The sequence below is a fragment of the Paenarthrobacter sp. OM7 genome, from assembly GCF_029873575.1.
Classification (GTDB): Bacteria; Actinomycetota; Actinomycetes; order Actinomycetales; family Micrococcaceae; genus Arthrobacter.
Map to the genome: position 1 here is coordinate 1,466,821 of NZ_CP123579.1, position 18,759 is coordinate 1,485,579.

Here is an 18,759-nt window from a genome sequence, read left to right on the forward strand (position 1 = left end):
CAGTGAATACCCTCGAAACCCTGCCCGTCACGCTGGACGATGTCCTCAAGGCGCAGGAGTTGCTCGAGGGCATTATTACCAAGACTCCAGTGGAGTCGTCCCGTGCTCTTGGCAGCCTCGTGGGCGGCAACGTCTTTTTCAAGTGTGAGAATCTCCAGCGCGCGGGCTCCTTCAAGGTCCGCGGCGCCTATGTCCGCATGGCCCGGCTGACCGAGGACGAAAAGAAGCGCGGCGTGGTGGCGGCCTCCGCAGGCAACCATGCCCAGGGTGTGGCGGTGGCCGCAAAGAGCCTGGGCATCAACGCCCGCATCTACATGCCCCTTGGTGTGGCTTTGCCCAAGCTGGCGGCCACCCGCAGCCACGGCGCAGAAGTCATCCTGCACGGCCACAACGTGGACGAAGCCCTGGCCGAAGCGCAGCGCTACGCCAACGAGACCGGTGCTGTGTTTGTCCATCCCTTTGACAATGTGGACGTTGTTGCAGGCCAGGGAACCATCGGACTGGAGATTCTGGACCAGATCCCCAACGTGGACACCATCCTGATGGGCGTCGGCGGCGGTGGACTCCTGGCCGGAGTGGCTGTGGCCATCAAAGCCAGGGCCAAGGAGCTCGGCCGTGAGATCCGGGTCATCGGCGTCCAAGCTGAAAACGCTGCCGCCTACCCGCCGTCGCTGGCCGCTGACGCACTGGTGCCGCTCAAGAAGGTCACCACCATGGCTGACGGCATTGCCGTGGGCCGTCCGGGGCAGCTGCCCTTCAGCATCATCCGCGAGCTGGTGGACGATGTTGTCACTGTCAGTGAAGACTCCCTGGCGCGGGCGCTGATCTTCCTCCTGGAGCGGGCCAAGATGGTGGTTGAGCCTGCAGGTGCCGTCGGAGTAGCCGCGCTGATGGATGGCAAGATCGAAAACCCGGGAAACACCGCCGTAGTGCTTTCCGGAGGCAACATCGATCCCATGCTCATGCTCAAAGTCATCCAGCGCGGTCTGTCGGCCGCAGGCCGGTTCATGACTGTCCGCATGATGCTCGATGACCGTCCGGGTTCCTTGGCCACCATCGCGCGGATCATTGCCGAAAACGATGCCAACGTCACCGGGCTGGATCACACCCGCTTGGGTGGCTCCATCAGCATGGGGGACGTCTCCATCACCATCAACCTGGAAACCAAAGGCCACGAACACGGGGAGCAGGTTCTCGGCGCACTGCGGGCCGAGGGCTTCCAGCCGATCGTGGTGCACTGACGGGAGGAGCACCATGGTGCTGGGAACGCCTGAAGGATCCAGAGAAGCGGACCGGGAGTCGCTGGCCGGGCGGGCGAAGGGCGGCCTGCTCTTCATGGGCGGCTTCGTCATCCTGCTTTATGTCATCGAGATCCTCAACACGCTGATGCGCCACGGCTTGAACTTCACCTTTGGCCTGCGCCCCCGTTCCATGGACGGGGTGCTGGACATCCTGACGTTCCCGCTGTTGCACGCGAACTTCAACCACCTGCTTTCCAACACGTTGCCCCTGATCATTTTCGGTTTCCTGGTGTTCCTGTCAGGCCTCCGCGTCTTTATCACGGCACTGGCCTTCAGCTGGCTGGGCTCGGGGCTCGCTGTGTGGCTCATCGGCGGGGGAGGGGTCACGGTGGGAGCGTCCGGGCTGGTCTTTGGATTCTTCGCGTTCCTGCTGGTCCGTGGATTCTTCAACCGGAACTGGTGGCAGATCCTGCTCTCGGTGGTGCTGTTCATGGCCTACGGCAGCATTCTCTTCGGCGTGCTGCCCACGGTGATGGGCTACGTTTCCTGGCAGGCGCACCTCGGCGGAGCCGTTGGCGGCGTCATTGCAGCCGTCCTGTTACGTCCCAAGTCCACGCCGGCGGCCTGACTCCCACCAGCCGCGCACCAAAAACGCCGGCCCGCCCCGCGAAGGGGTGGGCCGGCGTCGTGTATTTCGGGCCGGTGAGCCGCTGGTTATGCGACGTAAGGCTTGGCGGAGACAATCTCCACCTGAATTTCCTTGCCGTTGGGGGCGACGTAGCTCAGGCTGTCGCCTTCCTTGTGGCCGATGATGGCAGCACCCAGGGGTGACTTCTCGCTGAAGACGTCCAAATCGGAGTCTCCGGCGATTTCGCGGGAGCCCAGCAGGAACGTCTCTTCGTCACCGGCGATGCGGGCAACAACCAGCATTCCAGGCTCAACGATTCCGTCATCGGCAGGGGCCTCGCCAACCTGGGCATCGCGAAGCAGTGCGGTGAGCTGGCGGATGCGGGCCTCGATCTTGCCCTGCTCTTCCTTGGCTGCGTGGTAGCCGCCGTTTTCCTTCAGGTCGCCTTCCTGGCGGGCAGCTTCGATCTTCTGGACGATTTCCGCCCGGCCAGCGCCGGAAAGGTGGTCCAGCTCAGCCTGCAAGCGGTCGAAAGCTTCCTGGGTGAGCCAAGCCGCAGTGGCGCTATTGGTGGTAGACACGGATTTCTCCTCTAGATCTGACAATGCAAAAGACCCCGCCGAGGTGGCCACTCGTGGAACTCAGTAACCAACTTAACGGGGTGAAGGTTTCATCCATTGTAGTAAATCCTTTGGACGAACCCAAACCGGTTGAGTCATGGGTCACATGATTGTTATTTGCCGCTGTCCGTGATCCAGCAATTGTCCACCACTCCGGAAACAGCCGGTGACTCGGTACGCAGGACCGTGCGCTGGACAGTGGTGCTGCCGCCGTCGGGGTCGTCCTGCGGATCGTAGGGGCCTACTTCCACTACCTTCCAGCCCACTACCGCGAATTTGGAGTCCAGTGCCTTGATGGCGCATTTGGCTGTGGCTCCGGGATATTTGGTGACTTGGTAGTCCACCTCTGCCTGGGTGCCGTCCACGGTGCTGTAACCGATGTCCTTGAAGGTGACAGGGGCTTGTGCGGATCCGGTTGCTACATAGGCGGCGAACCCAATCCCGATGACCAGGGCGCCGATGACGATGTTCCGCTTGGTTTTGCGGTTCATGGCGCGCTTTTGACCGCCGTAGCGATTGGCTAGGCTGGTGCTTGCCGGTACTTGGGTGGCCGATAGGTCCTCTGAAGTCACCCGTCCAGTTTAGTGCCGATCCCGGCGCCCCATCACCGCCCACACAGCTTGATCCACGAAAGAGGAGCCGTCACGTGACAGCGTCCAGCAGTTCCGACCAGCAGCTGCGGCTGCTCGCCGTCCATGCCCACCCTGATGATGAGTCCAGCAAGGGCGCGGCCACCATGGCAATGTACGCCGCCGCGGGAGTAGACGTGATGGTCGCTACGTGCACTGATGGCTCACGCGGTGACATCCAGAACCCGGCCATGGAAGACGCGCCCCACCCCAAACGGGACATGGCCGGTGCCCGGCGACTGGAGATGGCGAATGCGGCTGCCGTCCTGGGAATCCAGCAGCGGTGGCTTGGCTTTGTGGATTCGGGCCTTCCGGAAGGTGATCCGCTGCCGCCGCTGCCGCCGGGGTGCTTTGCGCTCCAGCCCTTGGAACGCGCCACGGCGCCCCTGGTCCGGCTGGTCCGCAGTTTCAAGCCGCACGTGATTCTGAGCTACGACGAAAATGGGGGCTACCCGCACCCGGACCACATCATGGCCCACAAGGTGGCGGTGGAAGCCTTTGATGCCGCCGGTGACCCGGACCGATACCCGGGCATGGGGGAGCCGTGGGCCCCGAGCAAGCTCTACTATGACCGTGCTTTCAGTCCGGAACGGTTCCGTGCGCTGCACTTTGCGTTGGAAGAGGCAGGATTGCAGTCTCCTTACGCTGAGCGACTTGCCGCGTGGCTGGAGGCCGATGCCGAGGGCCATACTCCCGTTCCCCCGGGACACCAGACCACCACCCAGGTGGATTGCGGCGATTTCTTCGAGGCGCGCGACGACGCACTCCGGGCGCATCGCACCCAGATCGATCCCCTGGGGTTCTTCTTCGCGGTATCGCCGGATCTGCAGCGCACTGCGTGGCCGTGGGAGGACTACACGCTCATCAAGTCCACTGTCCCGTCCGAGCTGCCGGAGAAGGACCTGTTCGCGGGGATAAGATAGGAACTCCGGCAGTTTCTATCGCCCGTAGAAATTGTCGCCAGGCCAACCAGCTTCCGGCTACGCTGCCTGTCGGCATGCATCAGCTCCCATAGAAGGTTTGAACGTGCACCACTTGATTCTCGCCCTGACCGTCACCCCGTCGCCCAACCCCTCGGGCACGCTGCGGCCCGGCCTGTCCGAGGACCAGGTGACGCCCGGTACGTGGGGCTTCGTCCTCACGGCCTTCATCGTCATCCTGACCACGTTCCTCATTGTGGACATGGTTCGACGCATCCGGCGCGTCCGGTACCGCGCGCAGGTGGAGGAAGCACGCCTGGCGGCTGAGCAAGGCCAGGCTGCGGAGGCCGGCCAAGCTGCCGACGGCGGCACTCCCGGAGCCCCTGGCGCGCAGTCTGCAGGTGACGGCGCCTCGGATGAGAACGACGATGCCGGTCCCCGGACCCGCTGAATCCACCGGTAACGGTTCGCCCTGGGCCAGCAACGCCCTGGGCTCGGAACCTTCTGCCTATTTGCGGCAGCACGCGGACAATCCCGTGCACTGGCGTCCGTTCGGCGACGAAGCTTTTGCTTTCGCCGCCGAACGTGATGTCCCGGTTTTTCTTTCCATCGGCTATGCCGCATGCCATTGGTGCCACGTCATGGCCCACGAGTCTTTCGAAGACCAGGAAACGGCTGACTACCTCAATGCCCACTTCGTCCCGGTGAAGGTGGACCGGGAGGAACGTCCGGATGTCGACTCCGTGTACATGGCCGCGACCCAGGCCATCAGTGGTGAAGGTGGCTGGCCGATGTCCGTCTTCCTCACCCCGGACGGGCTCGCTTTTCACGCCGGAACCTATTTCCCGCCCGTTCCGCTGCCCGGCAGGCCGTCCTTCCGCAATGTTCTTGAAGCCGTCCATGAAGCCTGGATGGAGCGTCGTGACGGAGTGGAGCAGAACGCCCGGGGTCTTGCAGCCAGCATGGCTGATGGGCAACTGTCCGCGGCGGTGCGGCTCGACGAACCGCCCGGGTTGCTGGATGCTTCCCTCCTTCCGGACGCCGTGGCGCTGTTGGCGCGCTCTGAAGACCCCGACGCCGGCGGGTTCGGCAGCGCCCCCAAGTTCCCGCCGTCGGCCGTTCTCGAGTTCCTCATCCGGCACGCGGCGGTGCCCTCCGATACGGCGGATGCCGCCAAGGACATGGCTGGACGAGCGTTGGCGGGCATGGCGCGCTCGGCCTTGTGCGACCAGCTCGACGGCGGATTCGCCCGCTACTCGGTGACGGCGGACTGGTCCGTGCCCCACTTCGAGAAGATGCTTTACGACAACGCCCAACTGCTCCGTGTCTATGCACACTGGGTGCGGTTGGGTGGCAACGAGGTCTATTCAGCCGACGAAGCGGCGGCTGTGGCGTCACGGTGCGCAGACTGGATGCTGGAGTCACTGGGGCTGCCAGGCCGCGCTGTGGCTTCCTCCTTGGACGCCGACACGGTCATTGACGAAGTGCATCACGAGGGCGCAACGTACCTGTGGACCCTGGAATCCTTGGCGGATGTCCTGGGCGCCGATGACGCCCTGCAGGTGGCTCGCATGATGAACATTGGCGCCGAAGGTACAGTGTCGGACCTTGGCTCGCCACTCCATCCGGCGCGGAAGCTGTCCGACGCTGATCGGCGGCTGTGGGGGCGTGTGGCGCCGGTATTGCTTACTGCGCGCAACCTCAGGAACCAGCCAGCCAGGGACGAGAAGGTGGTGGCCGGCTGGAACGGCCTCGCTGTAGCCGGACTCGCCGAGGCGGGTGCCATTCTGGGCCGCCCGGACCTGGTGTCGGCGGCGGAGAACGTGGCCGGGTACCTCGCCACCGTCCACTGGAACGATGAAACGAAGACGCTGGTCCGCGTCTCACATGACTCACAAGCACGTGGAATTGGAGGTCTGCTGGAAGACTACGCGTTCTGTGCGGATGGCTTCCTGGCCCTCTATGCGGTGACGGGAACCAAACGCTGGTACCTGCTCGCGGAGGAGTTGGTGCTGGCTGCGTGCGCCCGCTTCGTGGAAAACGGACAGCTTGCCGACTCGACGGGGGAGTCTGCGCAGGTCTTCAACGCCCAGGGTCAGCACGCAGCGCTGGACCCCTTCGACAACGCCACACCCAGCGGAGCGGCAGGCTTCGCCGGCGTTCTCCTGTCCTACGCTGCCTACTCCGGATCCCACGGGCACCGGCTCATGGCGGGCAACATCCTTGGCCTGCTCCCGCCTCTCGCCACCCAGGCGCCGCGCGTCGCCGGTTGGCTCCTGGCCACCGCGCAAGCCGCGCTCGCAGGGCCGGTGGAGGCCGCCGTCGCAGGCCCGGATTCGTTGCTGAAGCGCGAACTGCACCACACGCTGTTGACGTCTGCCAGCCCAGGGCTGGTGGTCGCTGTGCAGGAGGACGACGCCGGGGCCCCGGTTGAGGATACCGGCGTGCCGCTGCTTCTCCACAGGTCAGGCACACCGGACGGTTTACCGCAGGTCTACCTGTGCCGGGACATGGTGTGCGAAAGGCCGCTGGGGGAGCCAGCTGCTGTCCGGGCGCGCTTGGCGGCCATGGGATCAGGCGACTGAGCAGGTCCCTTTCGGCTTAGCTCAGCACTGCCAGCATGATGGCGATGAAGTGGGCCGCGAAGGCCAGCACGGTGAAGGCGTGGAAGAGTTCGTGGAAGCCGAAGTGCTTGACGCTGAAGTTGGGCTTCTTGGTGGCGTAAAACACCGCGCCGGCGATGTACAAGGCACCGCCCACGCAGATCAGGATCGCGGCAGGGGCGTTGGCCGCGAAGAACTGAGGCAAGTAGAACAACGCTCCGCAGCCGAGGGCGATGTAGACGGGAACGTACAGCCAGCGCGGTGCGTGCGTCCAGAGAATCCGGAAGAGCACCCCGACGATCGCTCCGGACCAGACAAGCCACAGCAGAGTGACGGCCTCGGAGCGTTCCAGCAGGGACCAGGCCAGCGGGGTGTAGCTTCCGGCAATGACCAACATGATGTTCGTATGGTCCAGCCGTTTGAGGACCATGCGGACTTTGGGGGACCAGTTTCCCCGGTGGTAGACAGCACTGACGCCGAACAGGAGGAAGCCGGTCAGCGCATAGATGGCGGACGTGATTTTGCGGTCCGGGGTCGGGGCAATGGTCACCAGCAGGATCCCTGCAGCGAGGGCAAAGGGAGCCGCTGCAGCATGGATCCACCCGCGCCAGGCGGGCTTGGTTTCGAGGAGCTCAGCCATGGTTAAACCATAACTTACGTTTCGGTAAGTTACCGCAGGGTAACAACAGCCGGAGGGATTTTTCATCACCGACTGCACCGGCTCGCCAGCTGGGGAAGGTAGCCTAGGATGTGCGTCGTCGTCGTACAAGCAAGGAAGTCAGGTGAGAGTCCGGTGGAGCTGCCCGGTTTCCTCTATGGCTTCTATGAGCGCAAACTTCTGCGCTCCCTCAAACAAGACCAAATCCCACGGCATATCGGTGTCATGGTGGACGGCAACCGTCGGTGGGCACGCCAGTTCAATGCACCCACCAGCCAGGGACATCAGGCCGGTGCAGACAAAATCCACGAGTTCCTCGGCTGGTGCCAGGAACTGGGCGTCAAAGTTGTGACGCTCTACATGCTTTCCACGGACAACATGAACCGCTCCGGTGAAGAGCTGGACCTCCTCATGGGCATCATCGCGAACACCATGGACCGCCTTGACGAAGACGAGGACGTCTCCGTCCACGCCATGGGCGCTCCCGAGCTCCTGCCGGACTATCTGGCCGAGCGCCTCAACAAGCTGACAGCCCGCACGCCGGTCCACGAAAAGATCCACGTCAACGTCGCCGTGGGCTACGGCGGCCGCCGCGAAATTGTCGACGCCGTCCGGGAACTCCTGCACGATGCCGCCGCCAAGGGACGGACTATGACCGACGTCGCAGATGAACTCTCGGTGGACGACATCTCCCGGTTCCTTTACACCCGCGGCCAGCCTGATCCTGACCTGGTCATCCGCACGTCCGGCGAGCAACGGCTCTCCGGTTTCCTGATGTGGCAAAGCGCTTACAGCGAGTTCTACTTCTGCGAGGCACTGTGGCCGGCGTTCCGTAAGGTTGATTTCCTGCGGGCCCTCAGGGATTATGCCGGGCGCCAGCGCCGCTACGGAGCATAGGGCGGCCCGGTTCATCAAAAATTAACGAACCGGACATGCGACTTGCCGACCGCGGGTTGCGGAAATGAATGTGTGCGGGATTACGTTAATTACATCAGCAGGCAAAACCGCCCGCTGATCGGGGAGGCCAGTACATGGAGCGGATCATCGCACCAGTTACATGGGAGGCCACGCCCGGCCTTCCGGCCGAGCCGCTTCACCATTAGGCCGGGCGAACTGCCCGGGGCTGGAGTCGATGTGGCTATTTCTGAGCAACTGCCCGCAGTGGTTTCCGACGGGGAAAGTGCAGCTACCTCTCGCGCCAAGCGGGTCCCACAAACAGCGCGGACCAAAAAGTCCGTCACAGGCCGCAGCTACGTGATCGACACGTCCGTCCTGCTGTCCGACCCCCATGCATTGCTGCGATTCGCTGAACACGAAGTCATCGTCCCCATCGTGGTCATCAGCGAACTGGAAGGAAAACGCCACGATCCCGAACTCGGATACTTCGCCCGCAAGGCACTGCGGCTCCTGGACGATCTGAGGATCGAACACGGCGGCCTCGACCAGTCCATTCCCATCGGGAAGGACGGCGGAATGCTGCGGGTGGAAATGAACCATATTTCCCCCGAGGTGCTGCCGGCAGGATTCCGCGGAGGCGACAATGACAGCCGCATCCTGGCTGTGGCGAAGAACCTGGCCAACGAAGGCCACAACGTCACCGTGGTCTCCAAGGACCTCCCCATGCGCGTCAAGGCATCCGCCATGGGACTTCAAGCCGACGAGTACCGCAACGAACTCGTCAAGGACTCCGGCTGGACCGGTATGGCCGAGGTCGAAGCCAACGACGACGAAATCACCACCCTTTACGGCCACGAACCGGTTTTCATCCCAGCTGCCGCTGAACTCCCCGTCAACACCGGACTGGTCCTTCTTTCCAACCGAGGGTCCGCGCTGGGCAGGGTAGGGGCCGACAAACAAGTCCGCCTCGTCAAGGGCGACCGCGACGTCTTTGGCCTCCACGGACGCTCGGCCGAGCAGCGGCTCGCCATTGACATGCTCATGGACCCCGCCGTCGGCATCGTTTCCATCGGTGGGCGTGCGGGCACCGGCAAGTCCGCGCTGGCACTGTGTGCGGGCCTGGAAGCAGTCCTGGAACGCCGTGAGCACCGCAAAGTGGTGGTCTTCCGCCCCCTGTACGCCGTAGGCGGCCAGGAGCTCGGCTACCTCCCCGGATCCGAGTCCGAAAAGATGAACCCCTGGGCCCAAGCCGTGTTCGACACCCTTGGCGCACTGGTGAGCCAGGAAGTCGTTGAGGAAGTCATGGATCGGGGCATGCTCGAAGTCCTGCCGCTGACCCACATCCGCGGACGTTCGCTGCACGACGCCTTCGTGATCGTGGACGAAGCACAGTCACTCGAGAAAAACGTCCTCCTCACCGTCATGAGCCGCATCGGGCAGAACTCCAAGATCGTCCTTACCCACGACGTCGCCCAGCGGGACAACCTCCGGGTAGGGCGGCACGACGGTGTTGCGGCTGTCGTCGAGACACTCAAGGGCCACCCGCTGTTCGGGCACATCACGCTGACCCGGTCGGAGCGGTCACCGATTGCAGCGCTGGTGACGGAGTTGCTCGAAGGGGCTGAGATCTAACCCCATCGACGCGGTGCCCGCCTACGGCGAAGGCCAGACATCCTCTGCGTGCCAGCTCGTTCCTCGCTTTTGACGCATGCTGCCGGATGCCTGGCCTTCGCCTTTCAGTCACCCGCCGGAAGTTGTCCGATTCCGAGATAAGAGGAAAGGGCTTCCTGGCCTTGGACTTTGAGGGTCCAGTCCGGGCGTTTGAAGGTGGCTGGGGTGAGGCGGACTTTTTGGACTTCCTGGACGGTGTCTCCCCACCCATCGCGGAAGATGCCGTTAGGCTCGTAACCGAGGCTGGCGGAGACGCCCAGGGACTGTTGATTCCAGGAGGCAGCCTCGGACTCGGCTACCTCGGCGCCCAAGTAGTCAAAGGCATAGCTGACGACGGCGGCGCGCATCTCCTTGCCGAAGCCCTGGCCTTGTGCAGACTGCTTGAGCCAGGATCCCGTGCTCACTGTCTTGAGGGTTTTGAAGTTCTTGGCGCCGATGTCCTGGACTCCCAGGAATTCGTCGTCGTGCCACACGGCAAGGAGGAGGGTCCAGGATTCCTTGGTGAAGTTGGCGCGGCAGCGCCAGTACCACTGGGCCATGTTGGGGGCGAGCTCGTCGGCCGGCAGATCGGTCCACGGGGTGCTGAACGGGCTCTTGCCTGGCTCGTGGACTCCGGAACGCGCGGCCGCCACGGCGGCGGGGATGTCGTCGTCGAAAACTGGACGGATGGTCAACCTCGCGGTGGTGAGGGTGAGTCCGAACGGGGGCCAGATGTCTGCCAGGGATGTCATCGCCGTAGCTTAGCCCGGCGGGGGGAGCCATGCGAGTCACATCGCAGGGAGGCTCCTAAGCTTCCGCCACCCGCCCACCATGCTCGCCGAGGGGTTGGATCCCAGGACATTGGCGCACCCTCGATACTGCCGGGAGCTCACCCCTCGACGCCTGCCGAGGGTACCGCTGTTCAGGCGGCCGGGCCGATGTCCCACGGGATGTGGCGGCGTACGTCCGTGAGGTTCATGGACTCAGCCAGGAAAAGGTCGTCCAGCATGTACTCGTCCACGGCGAGGATCTTCAGCCAATGTCCCTTTCCGGACGAGTCCCCATCCAGGCTTTGGCTGGCAACACAAACTCCCGTATCGGCGTCGATCCTGATCAATGTTCGTCCAATGTGGGCCAAAGGCTCGGCAGGATCCGAGGGAACATAGGTCCTGCTGCGGGTCACGATGGTTTCCAACGCGAGGCGGCCCTCGTGGTCCACTTCCCGGGGTTGTTCCAGGAAGACGGGGTTTGTGTCCGGAAATTCGAGGGGAACCGGCGCGTTGCCGGCCAGTTCCACGGGATCGAGGGCGGCGGCAAGGCGCCCGTTGCCGAAGGAGGGCTCACCGTACGCGGCCTCCGGGCGTCGCCTGACCAGTCCGGCGTCGTCGTAAACAGGCGTCACCAGATGGGCCGGAAGCAACCATGAGCGGCGTGTTGAGGACACGTACAGATCATCCCGGGAGTCGTTGATGCCCGTGGTGCTGTGCAGCAATTGGCCGTCCGGTGTTTCCAGGCGAAGAGCGCCCGGCCGCCTCAGCCATGCGCGGACCATGGAGGCGCCCGTCCCGGGCCGCTCCAGGTATTCGAAGCGGAGGCTCGTCCATTTCCACGGCGAAGAGCGGCAGAGATTCCGGAATGTGGAGGACAAGTCGACCCCCGGTCCTGCTGCGCTGTAGCTCCCCATATCCACAGTTTACCCAGCCATTCAAGCGTGCCCGCGGCCAAGCGGGATAGCATCCGAGAGTGATCCGACGACTCTCCGACCTCTGGGATGCCAGCCCGCTGGGCTTCTGGCTGGTGATGGCCGCGTGCCTGTACTTCGTGGTGATGGCTGTTCGGCTCACGGTGATAGACGTGCGGAGCCACCTGTTGCCCAACCGCATTGTGTTTCCGTCGTACGCAGTGGCAGGGGTGTTGTTGCTGGCGGCATCGTTCCTGGCTTTCTTCGCCGATGCCGGTCCGGACCGCCACCTTTCTGCGGACCTTTTCGCTGTGCCCGGACTCCGGGTCCTCGCGGGCGGCGCTGTGCTGTGGCTCTTCTATTTCGTGTTGAGGCTCATCCACCCGCCCGGCATGGGCTTCGGTGACGTCAAGTTGGCGGGTGTGCTGGGCCTCTACTTGGGATACCTGGGGTGGAGCCATGTGTTCGCAGGGACGTTCGCCGCTTTCATTCTGGGCGGCCTGTGGAGCCTGGCTATCCTGGTGTCACGCCGCGGTACGCTGCGATCGGCCATTCCTTTTGGGCCGTTCATGCTGGCAGGTGCTGCGGCCGCCATGATCGTCCTGCCCGCGTAGCGTTTCACGGGAAGGACCAACTGCGGCCAAATTGCAACGGTCTCCGTATTCTCGGTGTTCACCGGCGTGCGGCATGCTTAGCCCAGTGGGTGTTCCGACGCGTGCGGGGCGCCAGGAGAGGGTGCACAATGCAGCGGAACAGGTTGAGGCTCGCGGTGGCTGTGTCCATTGCCTGCACCGTCCTGCTCAGCGGATGTGCCCAACCAGGCAGCACCTCCTCCGCTCCGACGCCGTCGGCCATCACGTCGCAGGCCTTGCAGCGGCCGGTGCGGTCCTGCGAAACTCCGCTGGGGTGTTCCGAATTCGCGTCCGTGCGCGGAAGCGACGCCACAGGAGAGCTAGCGTGGCTCGGCACGCATCCGCTGCGTGTAACGTCGGCGCGTTTCGATGGAGTGTGGACCTTGCATGTCGCCACGCCCTGCAACCATCTGCAGGTGCAGGTTTCGGTCCAGGATGATGTCCTGACACCGGGGTTGGTGTCCGTTACGGACAGGGGCTGCGAGGATCCAACGGGCAGCTACCAGGCCTGGATAGAGAAGCTCTTTGAGCAGCCTGTTCAGTGGAAGCTCGACGGCGATACGCTCACCTTGCGCAATGCACACGCCACCATTGACCTGAAGGAAAGCTGACACCATGGGTGCACCGGAATTTGTGCTCAAACTGCGGGAGAAGATCGGCAACGACCCCCTCTGGCTACCGGCCGTCCGCGGGGTGGTCTTCGATAACGATGGCCGTGTGCTGCTGTGCCAGCGGGCAGACAACGGTCACTGGACCCTGATCACGGGAATGTTGGAGCCGGGGGAGCACCCTGCTCCGGGCCTTGTACGGGAAATCTTCGAAGAAACAGCGGTGGTGGCTGAGACTGAACGGATCCTCGGCGTTGGGGTTGTAGGTCCGGTGACCTTCCCCAACGGGGACGTCTGCGACTTCCTGGACATTACATTCCGGTGCAAGTACATTTCCGGGGAAGCCCGGGTAAACGACGACGAATCCATCGACGTCGGCTGGTTTGAACTGGACGACCTCCCGGATATGAGCTCCGGCAACCTCGAGGCCATCAGGCTCGCCACGGAGCCCGAGGGCCCCGTGGCGTACCAAACGGAGGACTGACGCTACTTGCGTCCTGCTTCGGCCGCGGGTCGGTCCTTGTCGAGGTCATCCGACGCAGCAACGTCGGCTTCGAGCTGACCAATCAAGCGCTCAGCCGCCAGCTTCTCGGCCTCCTCGCCGCCCACAGCCTCACCGCGTGCCACCATTCCGGCCGTGTCGGAGAGAGGGATCTGCTTGAGCGTGATGGCCAGGATCAGTGCGATGGCAATGAAGGGTACCAAGTACCAGAACACGGGTGCGAGCGAGTTGGCGTAAGCGTTGACGATCGCGTCCCGCAATTGGTCAGGGAGCTGTGCCAGTGCCTGGGGATCCAACGTGCTGGTGGACTGCGAAGCTTGTTCGGCAGAAGCGCCGGCGCCGGTGAATGCCTCGGTCAACGATTCGGACAAGCGGTTGGTGAAGATCGCACCGAAGACGGCGACACCCAGCGATGCACCTACTTCACGGAAGTAGTTGTTGGTGCTGGTGGCCGTGCCGATCTGGTCAGCCGGAACAGAGTTCTGCACCACCAGGACGATGACCTGCATGATCAGGCCCAGGCCTGCGCCGAAGATCAGGAGCTGGACACAGATCACCCAGATTGGCGTGGACGCTGCCAGAGTGGTCAGCCACAACATCGCAGCGATGGTCAGGGCCGCACCGAGGATGGGGTACATCTTGTACTTGCCGGTTTTGGAAATCCGGATACCGGAGTAGATGGACGTACCCATCAGGCCAACCATCATGGGGAGCATCAGCAGGCCCGACTCTGCCGCCGAGGTGCCCGAGGACATTTGCAGGAACGTCGGGACAAAGGCGATGGCAGCGAACATGCCAAGGCCCAAGGTGAAGCCGATGGCCGTTGCGTTGATGAAGATGGGGTTCTTGAACAGGCTCAGGGGAATGATGGGATCCTCGGCCCGGCGTTCAACCATCACAAAGGCGAAGGCAGCCAGGACCATGCCCGCGCCAAACGCCCAGGTAAGCGGCGAGTCCCAGCCCTCGTCCTTCTTGCCACCGAAGTCGGTGAAGAAGATGAGGCACGTGGTGGCTGCGGAGAGGAAGACGACACCCAGGATGTCGATCTTCTTTTCGGCCTTCTTGTTGGGCAGGGTCAAGGTGAACCAGGCGGTGATGAACGCCGCGATACCAATGGGGATGTTGATGTAGAAGGCCCACTCCCACGTGAGGTGGTCCACGAAGAATCCGCCCAGCAGCGGTCCGGCCACAGCGGAGAGACCGAAGATGGCGCCCAAAGGGCCCATGTACTTGCCGCGTTCCTTGGCAGGAACGATGTCAGCGATGATGGCCTGCGACAGGATCATGAGGCCGCCACCGCCCAGGCCCTGGAGGGCGCGGAAGATGACGAAGCCCCAGAAATCGGTGGCGAAGGCGCAGCCCACGGACGCCAGTGTGAACAGGGCAATGGCAATGAGGAACAGGTTGCGGCGCCCCAGGATGTCACCAAACTTGCCGTAGATGGGCATCACGATGGTGGTGGCCAGAAGGTAGGCCGTGGTGATCCAGGCTTGGTGCTCCACCCCGCCGAGCTTGCCCACAATGGTGGGCATGGCGGTGGAGACGATGGTCTGGTCGAGGCTGGACAGGAGCATGCCTGCGATCAGAGCCGAGAAGATGATCCAGATGCGTTTCTGGGTCAGCAACAGCGGTTCTGCTGCCTTCGGGAGTGTACTCATGCGGGGTCCTTCGAGGTATCAAGGGGGTTGGGGCCCAGTTGCTGGTTCGTGGCCAGCGGCTGGGCAAAGAGTTTCCGCGCGGCGTTGAGGTTCTGTTCGAGGATGCCGCGGTACGGGCGGGTGTTCTCCTCCGAGAAGAACTGCTGGGCTGTCTTCTTGGAGACCGCCCCGAACAACGCCGTCGCTGTCATGACTTCGGGATGCTCAGGATCCAGCCCTTCGCGGGCGGCCACCAGGGCAGCGAATTGCCGTTCACGGGCCTCCCCTTCCAGGGTCAGGCGCGCCAGAAGTTGTGGTTCGGCCGTGATGGCAGCGATGAACTGTTGGACCTCGCTACGGCTGATGGACGAACGCTCCATCAGAGTCACGGTGAGCACATGCAGAGCTGCCAGAAGAGTTCCGGAGATGCTGTCCGGCGTGCGCGAAGGGTTCTGGTTGAACGCTTCCAAGGCGTCTGCGGGCAACTCATCCGAGAAAGAGCCGATCACGGCATCTTCTTTGGAATGGAAGTAGTTGAAGAAGGTTCGGCGCGAAATTCCCGCCCCTTCGCAGACTTCCTCAACAGTGAAACCGCTGAGGCCATGCTCCGCGGTCAGGGAACGCGCGACGGCGGTGATCGCCGTCCGCGTGGCAGCCCGCTTACGCTCGCGGAGGCCGCCGTCGATATTTGCACTATTGCTCACAAAGTAAAGTTTTGCACTCCAAGCCGGAAAGTGCAAAAAAGTAGGAGTTCTTGGACAGCAGTTGACCCTGAAGGGTGGGTGCTCAGGGCGCGCCGTACAAAAACTCCGGAGTACGACGACGACCGGCACCTTTCGTGCGAAAGGTACCGGCCGCCGTCGTGCTGTTGGGTTTTAGACCAAGAGTCAGGCCTTGTGGGCCGGCGCCGTCATGGTGGTGACGTCCAGGGCCTTGTCGAGCTCGGCCTCAGTGACCTTGCCTTCGCCCTCGCCAACGAAGCCGAGCTTTTCGGTCGCCTGGCGGATGGTCAGGCCCTCCTTGACGGCAATTTTGGCGATCTTGGCAGCGTTTTCGTACCCGATGAACTTATTCAGCGGGGTGACGATGGACGGGGAAGCCTCGGCCAGGAAGCGTGCACGCTCCACGTTGGCGGTGATGCCGTCGATCATCTTGTCAGCCATGACGCGGCTGGTGTTGGCCAGCAGGCGGATGGACTCCAGGAGGTTGGCGGCCATGACAGGGATGCCGACGTTGAGCTCGAAGGCGCCGTTGGTGCCGGACCAGGCGATGGCGGTGTCGTTGCCGATGACCTGGGCGCAGACCATGATGGACGCTTCGCAGATCACCGGGTTGACCTTGCCGGGCATGATGGAGGAGCCCGGCTGAAGGTCCGGAATGGCGATTTCGCCGAGACCCGTGTTGGGGCCCGAGCCCATCCAGCGAAGGTCGTTGTTGATCTTCATGAAGGAGATCGCGATGTTGCGGAGCTGGCTGGAGCCCTCGATGAGGCCGTCGCGGTTTGCCTGTGCTTCGAAGTGGTCGCGGGCCTCGGTCAGCGGCAGGCCGGTGTCGGCTGCGAGCAGTTCAATCACGCGCTCCGGGAAGCCGGCAGGGGTGTTGATGCCGGTGCCCACTGCGGTGCCGCCCAGGGGAACTTCGGCAACACGGGGGAGTGCAGCGTTGATGCGCTCGATGCCGTAGCGGACCTGAGCGGCGTAGCCACCGAACTCCTGGCCGAGCATGACGGGCGTTGCATCCATGAGGTGGGTACGGCCCGACTTGACGACGTCCTTGAACTCCACGGCCTTGCGGTCGAGGGAAGCGGCCAAGTACTCGAGGGCCGGGATCAGGTCGTTGATCAAGGCAGACGTGGCGGCGACGTGGACCGACGTCGGGAAGACGTCATTGGAGGACTGCGAAGCGTTCACGTGATCGTTCGGGTGGACAACTTTGTCACTCCCGGCGGCTGCGAGGGCGCGCGATGCGAGCTCGGCGATGACCTCGTTGGTGTTCATGTTGGAGGAAGTGCCCGAACCGGTCTGGAAGACGTCGATGGGGAAATCGCCGTCGTACTTGCCGGTGGCAACCTCATCGGCGGCAGCGGCGATGGCCTCGGCGAGCTCACCATCGAGCACCCCCAGTTCGGCGTTCGCCAGTGCAGCTGCCTTCTTGACGCGGGCCAGGGCTTCGATGTGTGTGCGCTCAAGCGTCTTGCCGGAGATCGGGAAGTTCTCCACAGCACGCTGCGTCTGGGCGCGGTACAGGGCGTTCACGGGGACGCGAACTTCGCCCATCGTGTCATGTTCAATACGGAACTCAGTGGTGGAAGTCATGGGGCTAGCTTAGGGCGATTGGACGCCGCACAGAAAACCCGGAGGGGAGTGCTACGTGCTCCGGCGCCAGGGCCGGAGCACGTGCTCCTAGAGCTTGCCGATCCCGGAAACGAGGGCCGCGCGGCCTTCATCGAGCTTGTAGGACAGGCCAATGACAGCCACCCGACCGTCGTCGATGGCGTCGGAAATCACACGCGAGCTGTCGGCCAGGCGGGCGGCGGTCTGCTTGACGTGCTCCACCACCATGTCGTTGACGTCTTCCTGGCTGTTGCGCTTGGCCGTCAGGACCGACGGCGTGATGCGTTCCACGAGGTCACGGATGAAGCCTGGAGGCATCTCACCGGTTTCCACGGCGGCCTTGGTGGCCTTCACTGCGCCACAGCTGTCATGGCCAAGAATCACAATCAACGGAACCCGGAGTTCGCTGATGCTGTACTCGAGGGAGCCAAGCACGGCGTCGTCAATGACCTGGCCGGCGGTGCGGACCACGAAGGCGTCACCGAGGCCCAGGTCAAAGATGATCTCGGCGGCGAGCCGTGAATCCGAGCAGCCGAAAATGACAGCAAAAGGATTCTGGTTCTCAATGAGTGAGGATCTACGCGAAGCATCCTGGTTGGGGTGCAGGGATTCGCCGGAAACAAAACGTTCGTTGCCCTCGCGGAGACGGCGCCACGCCAGGGCTGGAGTCAGGTAAGTAGGCACGAGCCTTACTTTACGACGCTGACAGGGCAGTCCGTGAAACTGTTGCGCGGGTTAAGCGGACGGTTGCGTCGATGCAGGGGCTGAGGGGGGCGCGCTTGCCGACGGCGCCTGCTCTGCGGACTTCACGACGGCGGCAGCGAGCGTTGCGAACTCATCCAGGCTCGCGGTGCCGCTCAAGATGATGGTGGTACCCCGGTACTCCAGGACCATGCTGCGCTTCTCCTTGCCGGAGTCCCGCAGTTCCCAATCCTGGCCACCGGCGTTGCGCGTGCCGGTGACGGGCAGGTTTTCCGTCTGCTGCAAGATCCAGGTGGGGTTGGCCTGGGTGGTCTGGGTGAGGCCGATGAAGGCCTCCTTGGGGGTCAGGAAACCAATCTCCCACGTCGGGACGCCGCTTCCCGTGCCTGATTCCCACCGGGCGTAGTTGGGTTTGAATGTGTCGCCCGTATCCGGGGTCACCGGTGTGAATCCCGCCACACCTGCGGCGTTGCGGGCAATGGCTGCCACGTCAACATCGGGCCGGAAGCCCTCGCCCTTCGGAGCCGGGTTCATCAAAACGATGGGGAGGAAAGCCAGCACGCAGACAAGCAGGGCAATGACCATGCCAATGACCGACGCGTTGGCCCGCTTGGCAGCTTTCGCCGCAATGACGGGTTTGTAGGGGGCATCCGGGATGGCCTGGGCATCGTTATGGCTGGCCGCTGCAGCGTCCGATTGGTTCTCGGCTGCGGGCTTGTCCTGCGTTTCACTCACCTGTCCATGATCCCTTATCCCGGCAGGGAACACACATCCGGGAACCTCACCACCGGCATCGGGGGCTGTGGTCATCCAACGAC

General features: G+C 63.4%; 20 protein-coding genes. 10 read left to right on the forward strand and 10 right to left on the reverse strand.

The window, feature by feature from the left end:
- Positions 1-2: 2 nt before the first annotated feature.
- Positions 3-1,241 (forward strand): threonine ammonia-lyase, encoded by a 1,239-nt coding sequence (gene ilvA, locus QEH68_RS06885; RefSeq protein WP_089594164.1) that lies wholly within the window; start codon positions 3-5, stop codon positions 1,239-1,241.
- Between the two features lie 13 nt (positions 1,242-1,254).
- On the forward strand, positions 1,255-1,869 hold the full coding sequence (locus QEH68_RS06890; RefSeq protein ID WP_207596793.1) for a rhomboid family intramembrane serine protease: 615 nt from the start codon (positions 1,255-1,257) through the stop codon (positions 1,867-1,869).
- A gap of 86 nt (positions 1,870-1,955) precedes the next feature.
- Here QEH68_RS06890 and greA read toward each other — a convergent pair whose 3' ends face one another.
- Positions 1,956-2,450: a transcription elongation factor GreA gene (gene greA, locus QEH68_RS06895; protein WP_011774015.1), complete on the reverse strand. Its 495-nt coding sequence runs from the start codon at positions 2,448-2,450 to the stop codon at positions 1,956-1,958.
- Positions 2,451-2,602: 152 nt separating this feature from the next.
- Positions 2,603-3,061 carry a DUF4307 domain-containing protein gene (locus tag QEH68_RS06900; protein WP_280627505.1) on the reverse strand — a complete coding sequence of 153 codons (459 nt, stop codon included), beginning with the start codon at positions 3,059-3,061 and terminating at the stop codon, positions 2,603-2,605.
- 74 nt (positions 3,062-3,135) lie between these two features.
- Here QEH68_RS06900 and mca point away from each other — a divergent pair, with 74 nt between their 5' ends.
- From mca to QEH68_RS06915, 3 genes are all read left to right on the forward strand, one after another.
- The gene (mca, locus tag QEH68_RS06905; RefSeq protein WP_280627506.1) at positions 3,136-4,041 is read left to right on the forward strand and encodes a mycothiol conjugate amidase Mca; all 906 of its coding nucleotides are present in this window, start codon (positions 3,136-3,138) and stop codon (positions 4,039-4,041) included.
- Positions 4,042-4,144: 103 nt separating this feature from the next.
- A complete protein-coding gene (locus QEH68_RS06910; protein WP_207596796.1) occupies positions 4,145-4,489 on the forward strand; it encodes a hypothetical protein in 345 nt (114 codons plus the stop codon).
- The gene (locus tag QEH68_RS06915) at positions 4,467-6,623 is read left to right on the forward strand and encodes a thioredoxin domain-containing protein (protein WP_280627507.1); all 2,157 of its coding nucleotides are present in this window, start codon (positions 4,467-4,469) and stop codon (positions 6,621-6,623) included. Before QEH68_RS06910 ends, QEH68_RS06915 begins: the two co-directional genes overlap by 23 nt.
- 16 nt (positions 6,624-6,639) lie before the next feature.
- Here the strand turns inward: QEH68_RS06915 and QEH68_RS06920 are convergent, their stop codons facing one another.
- Complete coding sequence (locus QEH68_RS06920; protein ID WP_280627508.1) at positions 6,640-7,281, reverse strand: hemolysin III family protein; 642 nt, start codon at positions 7,279-7,281, stop codon at positions 6,640-6,642.
- A gap of 108 nt (positions 7,282-7,389) precedes the next feature.
- Between QEH68_RS06920 and QEH68_RS06925 the strand changes: the two genes are divergently transcribed.
- Both QEH68_RS06925 and QEH68_RS06930 read left to right on the forward strand, forming a co-directional pair.
- A complete protein-coding gene (locus QEH68_RS06925) occupies positions 7,390-8,196 on the forward strand; it encodes an isoprenyl transferase (protein WP_207596799.1) in 807 nt (268 codons plus the stop codon).
- A 237-nt stretch (positions 8,197-8,433) separates the two neighbouring features.
- The gene (locus QEH68_RS06930; RefSeq protein WP_207596800.1) at positions 8,434-9,828 is read left to right on the forward strand and encodes a PhoH family protein; all 1,395 of its coding nucleotides are present in this window, start codon (positions 8,434-8,436) and stop codon (positions 9,826-9,828) included.
- A 104-nt stretch (positions 9,829-9,932) separates the two neighbouring features.
- Here the strand turns inward: QEH68_RS06930 and QEH68_RS06935 are convergent, their stop codons facing one another.
- Together QEH68_RS06935 and QEH68_RS06940 are read right to left on the reverse strand one after the other, a co-directional pair.
- Positions 9,933-10,598 carry a GNAT family protein gene (locus QEH68_RS06935; protein ID WP_207596801.1) on the reverse strand — a complete coding sequence of 222 codons (666 nt, stop codon included), beginning with the start codon at positions 10,596-10,598 and terminating at the stop codon, positions 9,933-9,935.
- Positions 10,599-10,768: 170 nt separating this feature from the next.
- Positions 10,769-11,530 carry a hypothetical protein gene (locus QEH68_RS06940; RefSeq protein WP_280627509.1) on the reverse strand — a complete coding sequence of 254 codons (762 nt, stop codon included), beginning with the start codon at positions 11,528-11,530 and terminating at the stop codon, positions 10,769-10,771.
- Positions 11,531-11,589: 59 nt separating this feature from the next.
- On the opposite strand from QEH68_RS06940, the gene QEH68_RS06945 reads away from it, so the two are divergent.
- From QEH68_RS06945 to QEH68_RS06955, 3 genes are all read left to right on the forward strand, one after another.
- The gene (locus tag QEH68_RS06945) at positions 11,590-12,141 is read left to right on the forward strand and encodes an A24 family peptidase (protein ID WP_280627510.1); all 552 of its coding nucleotides are present in this window, start codon (positions 11,590-11,592) and stop codon (positions 12,139-12,141) included.
- A gap of 128 nt (positions 12,142-12,269) precedes the next feature.
- Positions 12,270-12,770 (forward strand): META domain-containing protein, encoded by a 501-nt coding sequence (locus tag QEH68_RS06950; protein WP_280627511.1) that lies wholly within the window; start codon positions 12,270-12,272, stop codon positions 12,768-12,770.
- A gap of 4 nt (positions 12,771-12,774) precedes the next feature.
- A complete protein-coding gene (locus tag QEH68_RS06955) occupies positions 12,775-13,251 on the forward strand; it encodes an NUDIX domain-containing protein (RefSeq protein WP_207596805.1) in 477 nt (158 codons plus the stop codon).
- A gap of 2 nt (positions 13,252-13,253) precedes the next feature.
- Here the strand turns inward: QEH68_RS06955 and QEH68_RS06960 are convergent, their stop codons facing one another.
- The 5 genes from QEH68_RS06960 to QEH68_RS06980 form a co-directional block, all read right to left on the reverse strand.
- Positions 13,254-14,927 (reverse strand): MDR family MFS transporter, encoded by a 1,674-nt coding sequence (locus tag QEH68_RS06960; RefSeq protein WP_280627512.1) that lies wholly within the window; start codon positions 14,925-14,927, stop codon positions 13,254-13,256.
- The gene (locus QEH68_RS06965; RefSeq protein ID WP_207596807.1) at positions 14,924-15,610 is read right to left on the reverse strand and encodes a TetR/AcrR family transcriptional regulator; all 687 of its coding nucleotides are present in this window, start codon (positions 15,608-15,610) and stop codon (positions 14,924-14,926) included. Before QEH68_RS06965 ends, QEH68_RS06960 begins: the two co-directional genes overlap by 4 nt.
- Positions 15,611-15,793: 183 nt before the next feature.
- Positions 15,794-17,221 carry a class II fumarate hydratase gene (locus QEH68_RS06970; RefSeq protein ID WP_089594175.1) on the reverse strand — a complete coding sequence of 476 codons (1,428 nt, stop codon included), beginning with the start codon at positions 17,219-17,221 and terminating at the stop codon, positions 15,794-15,796.
- 87 nt (positions 17,222-17,308) lie between these two features.
- Complete coding sequence (locus tag QEH68_RS06975; RefSeq protein WP_011774029.1) at positions 17,309-17,923, reverse strand: carbonic anhydrase; 615 nt, start codon at positions 17,921-17,923, stop codon at positions 17,309-17,311.
- A 51-nt stretch (positions 17,924-17,974) separates the two neighbouring features.
- Positions 17,975-18,751 (reverse strand): DUF4245 domain-containing protein, encoded by a 777-nt coding sequence (locus QEH68_RS06980; protein WP_242703557.1) that lies wholly within the window; start codon positions 18,749-18,751, stop codon positions 17,975-17,977.
- Positions 18,752-18,759 lie beyond the last annotated feature (8 nt).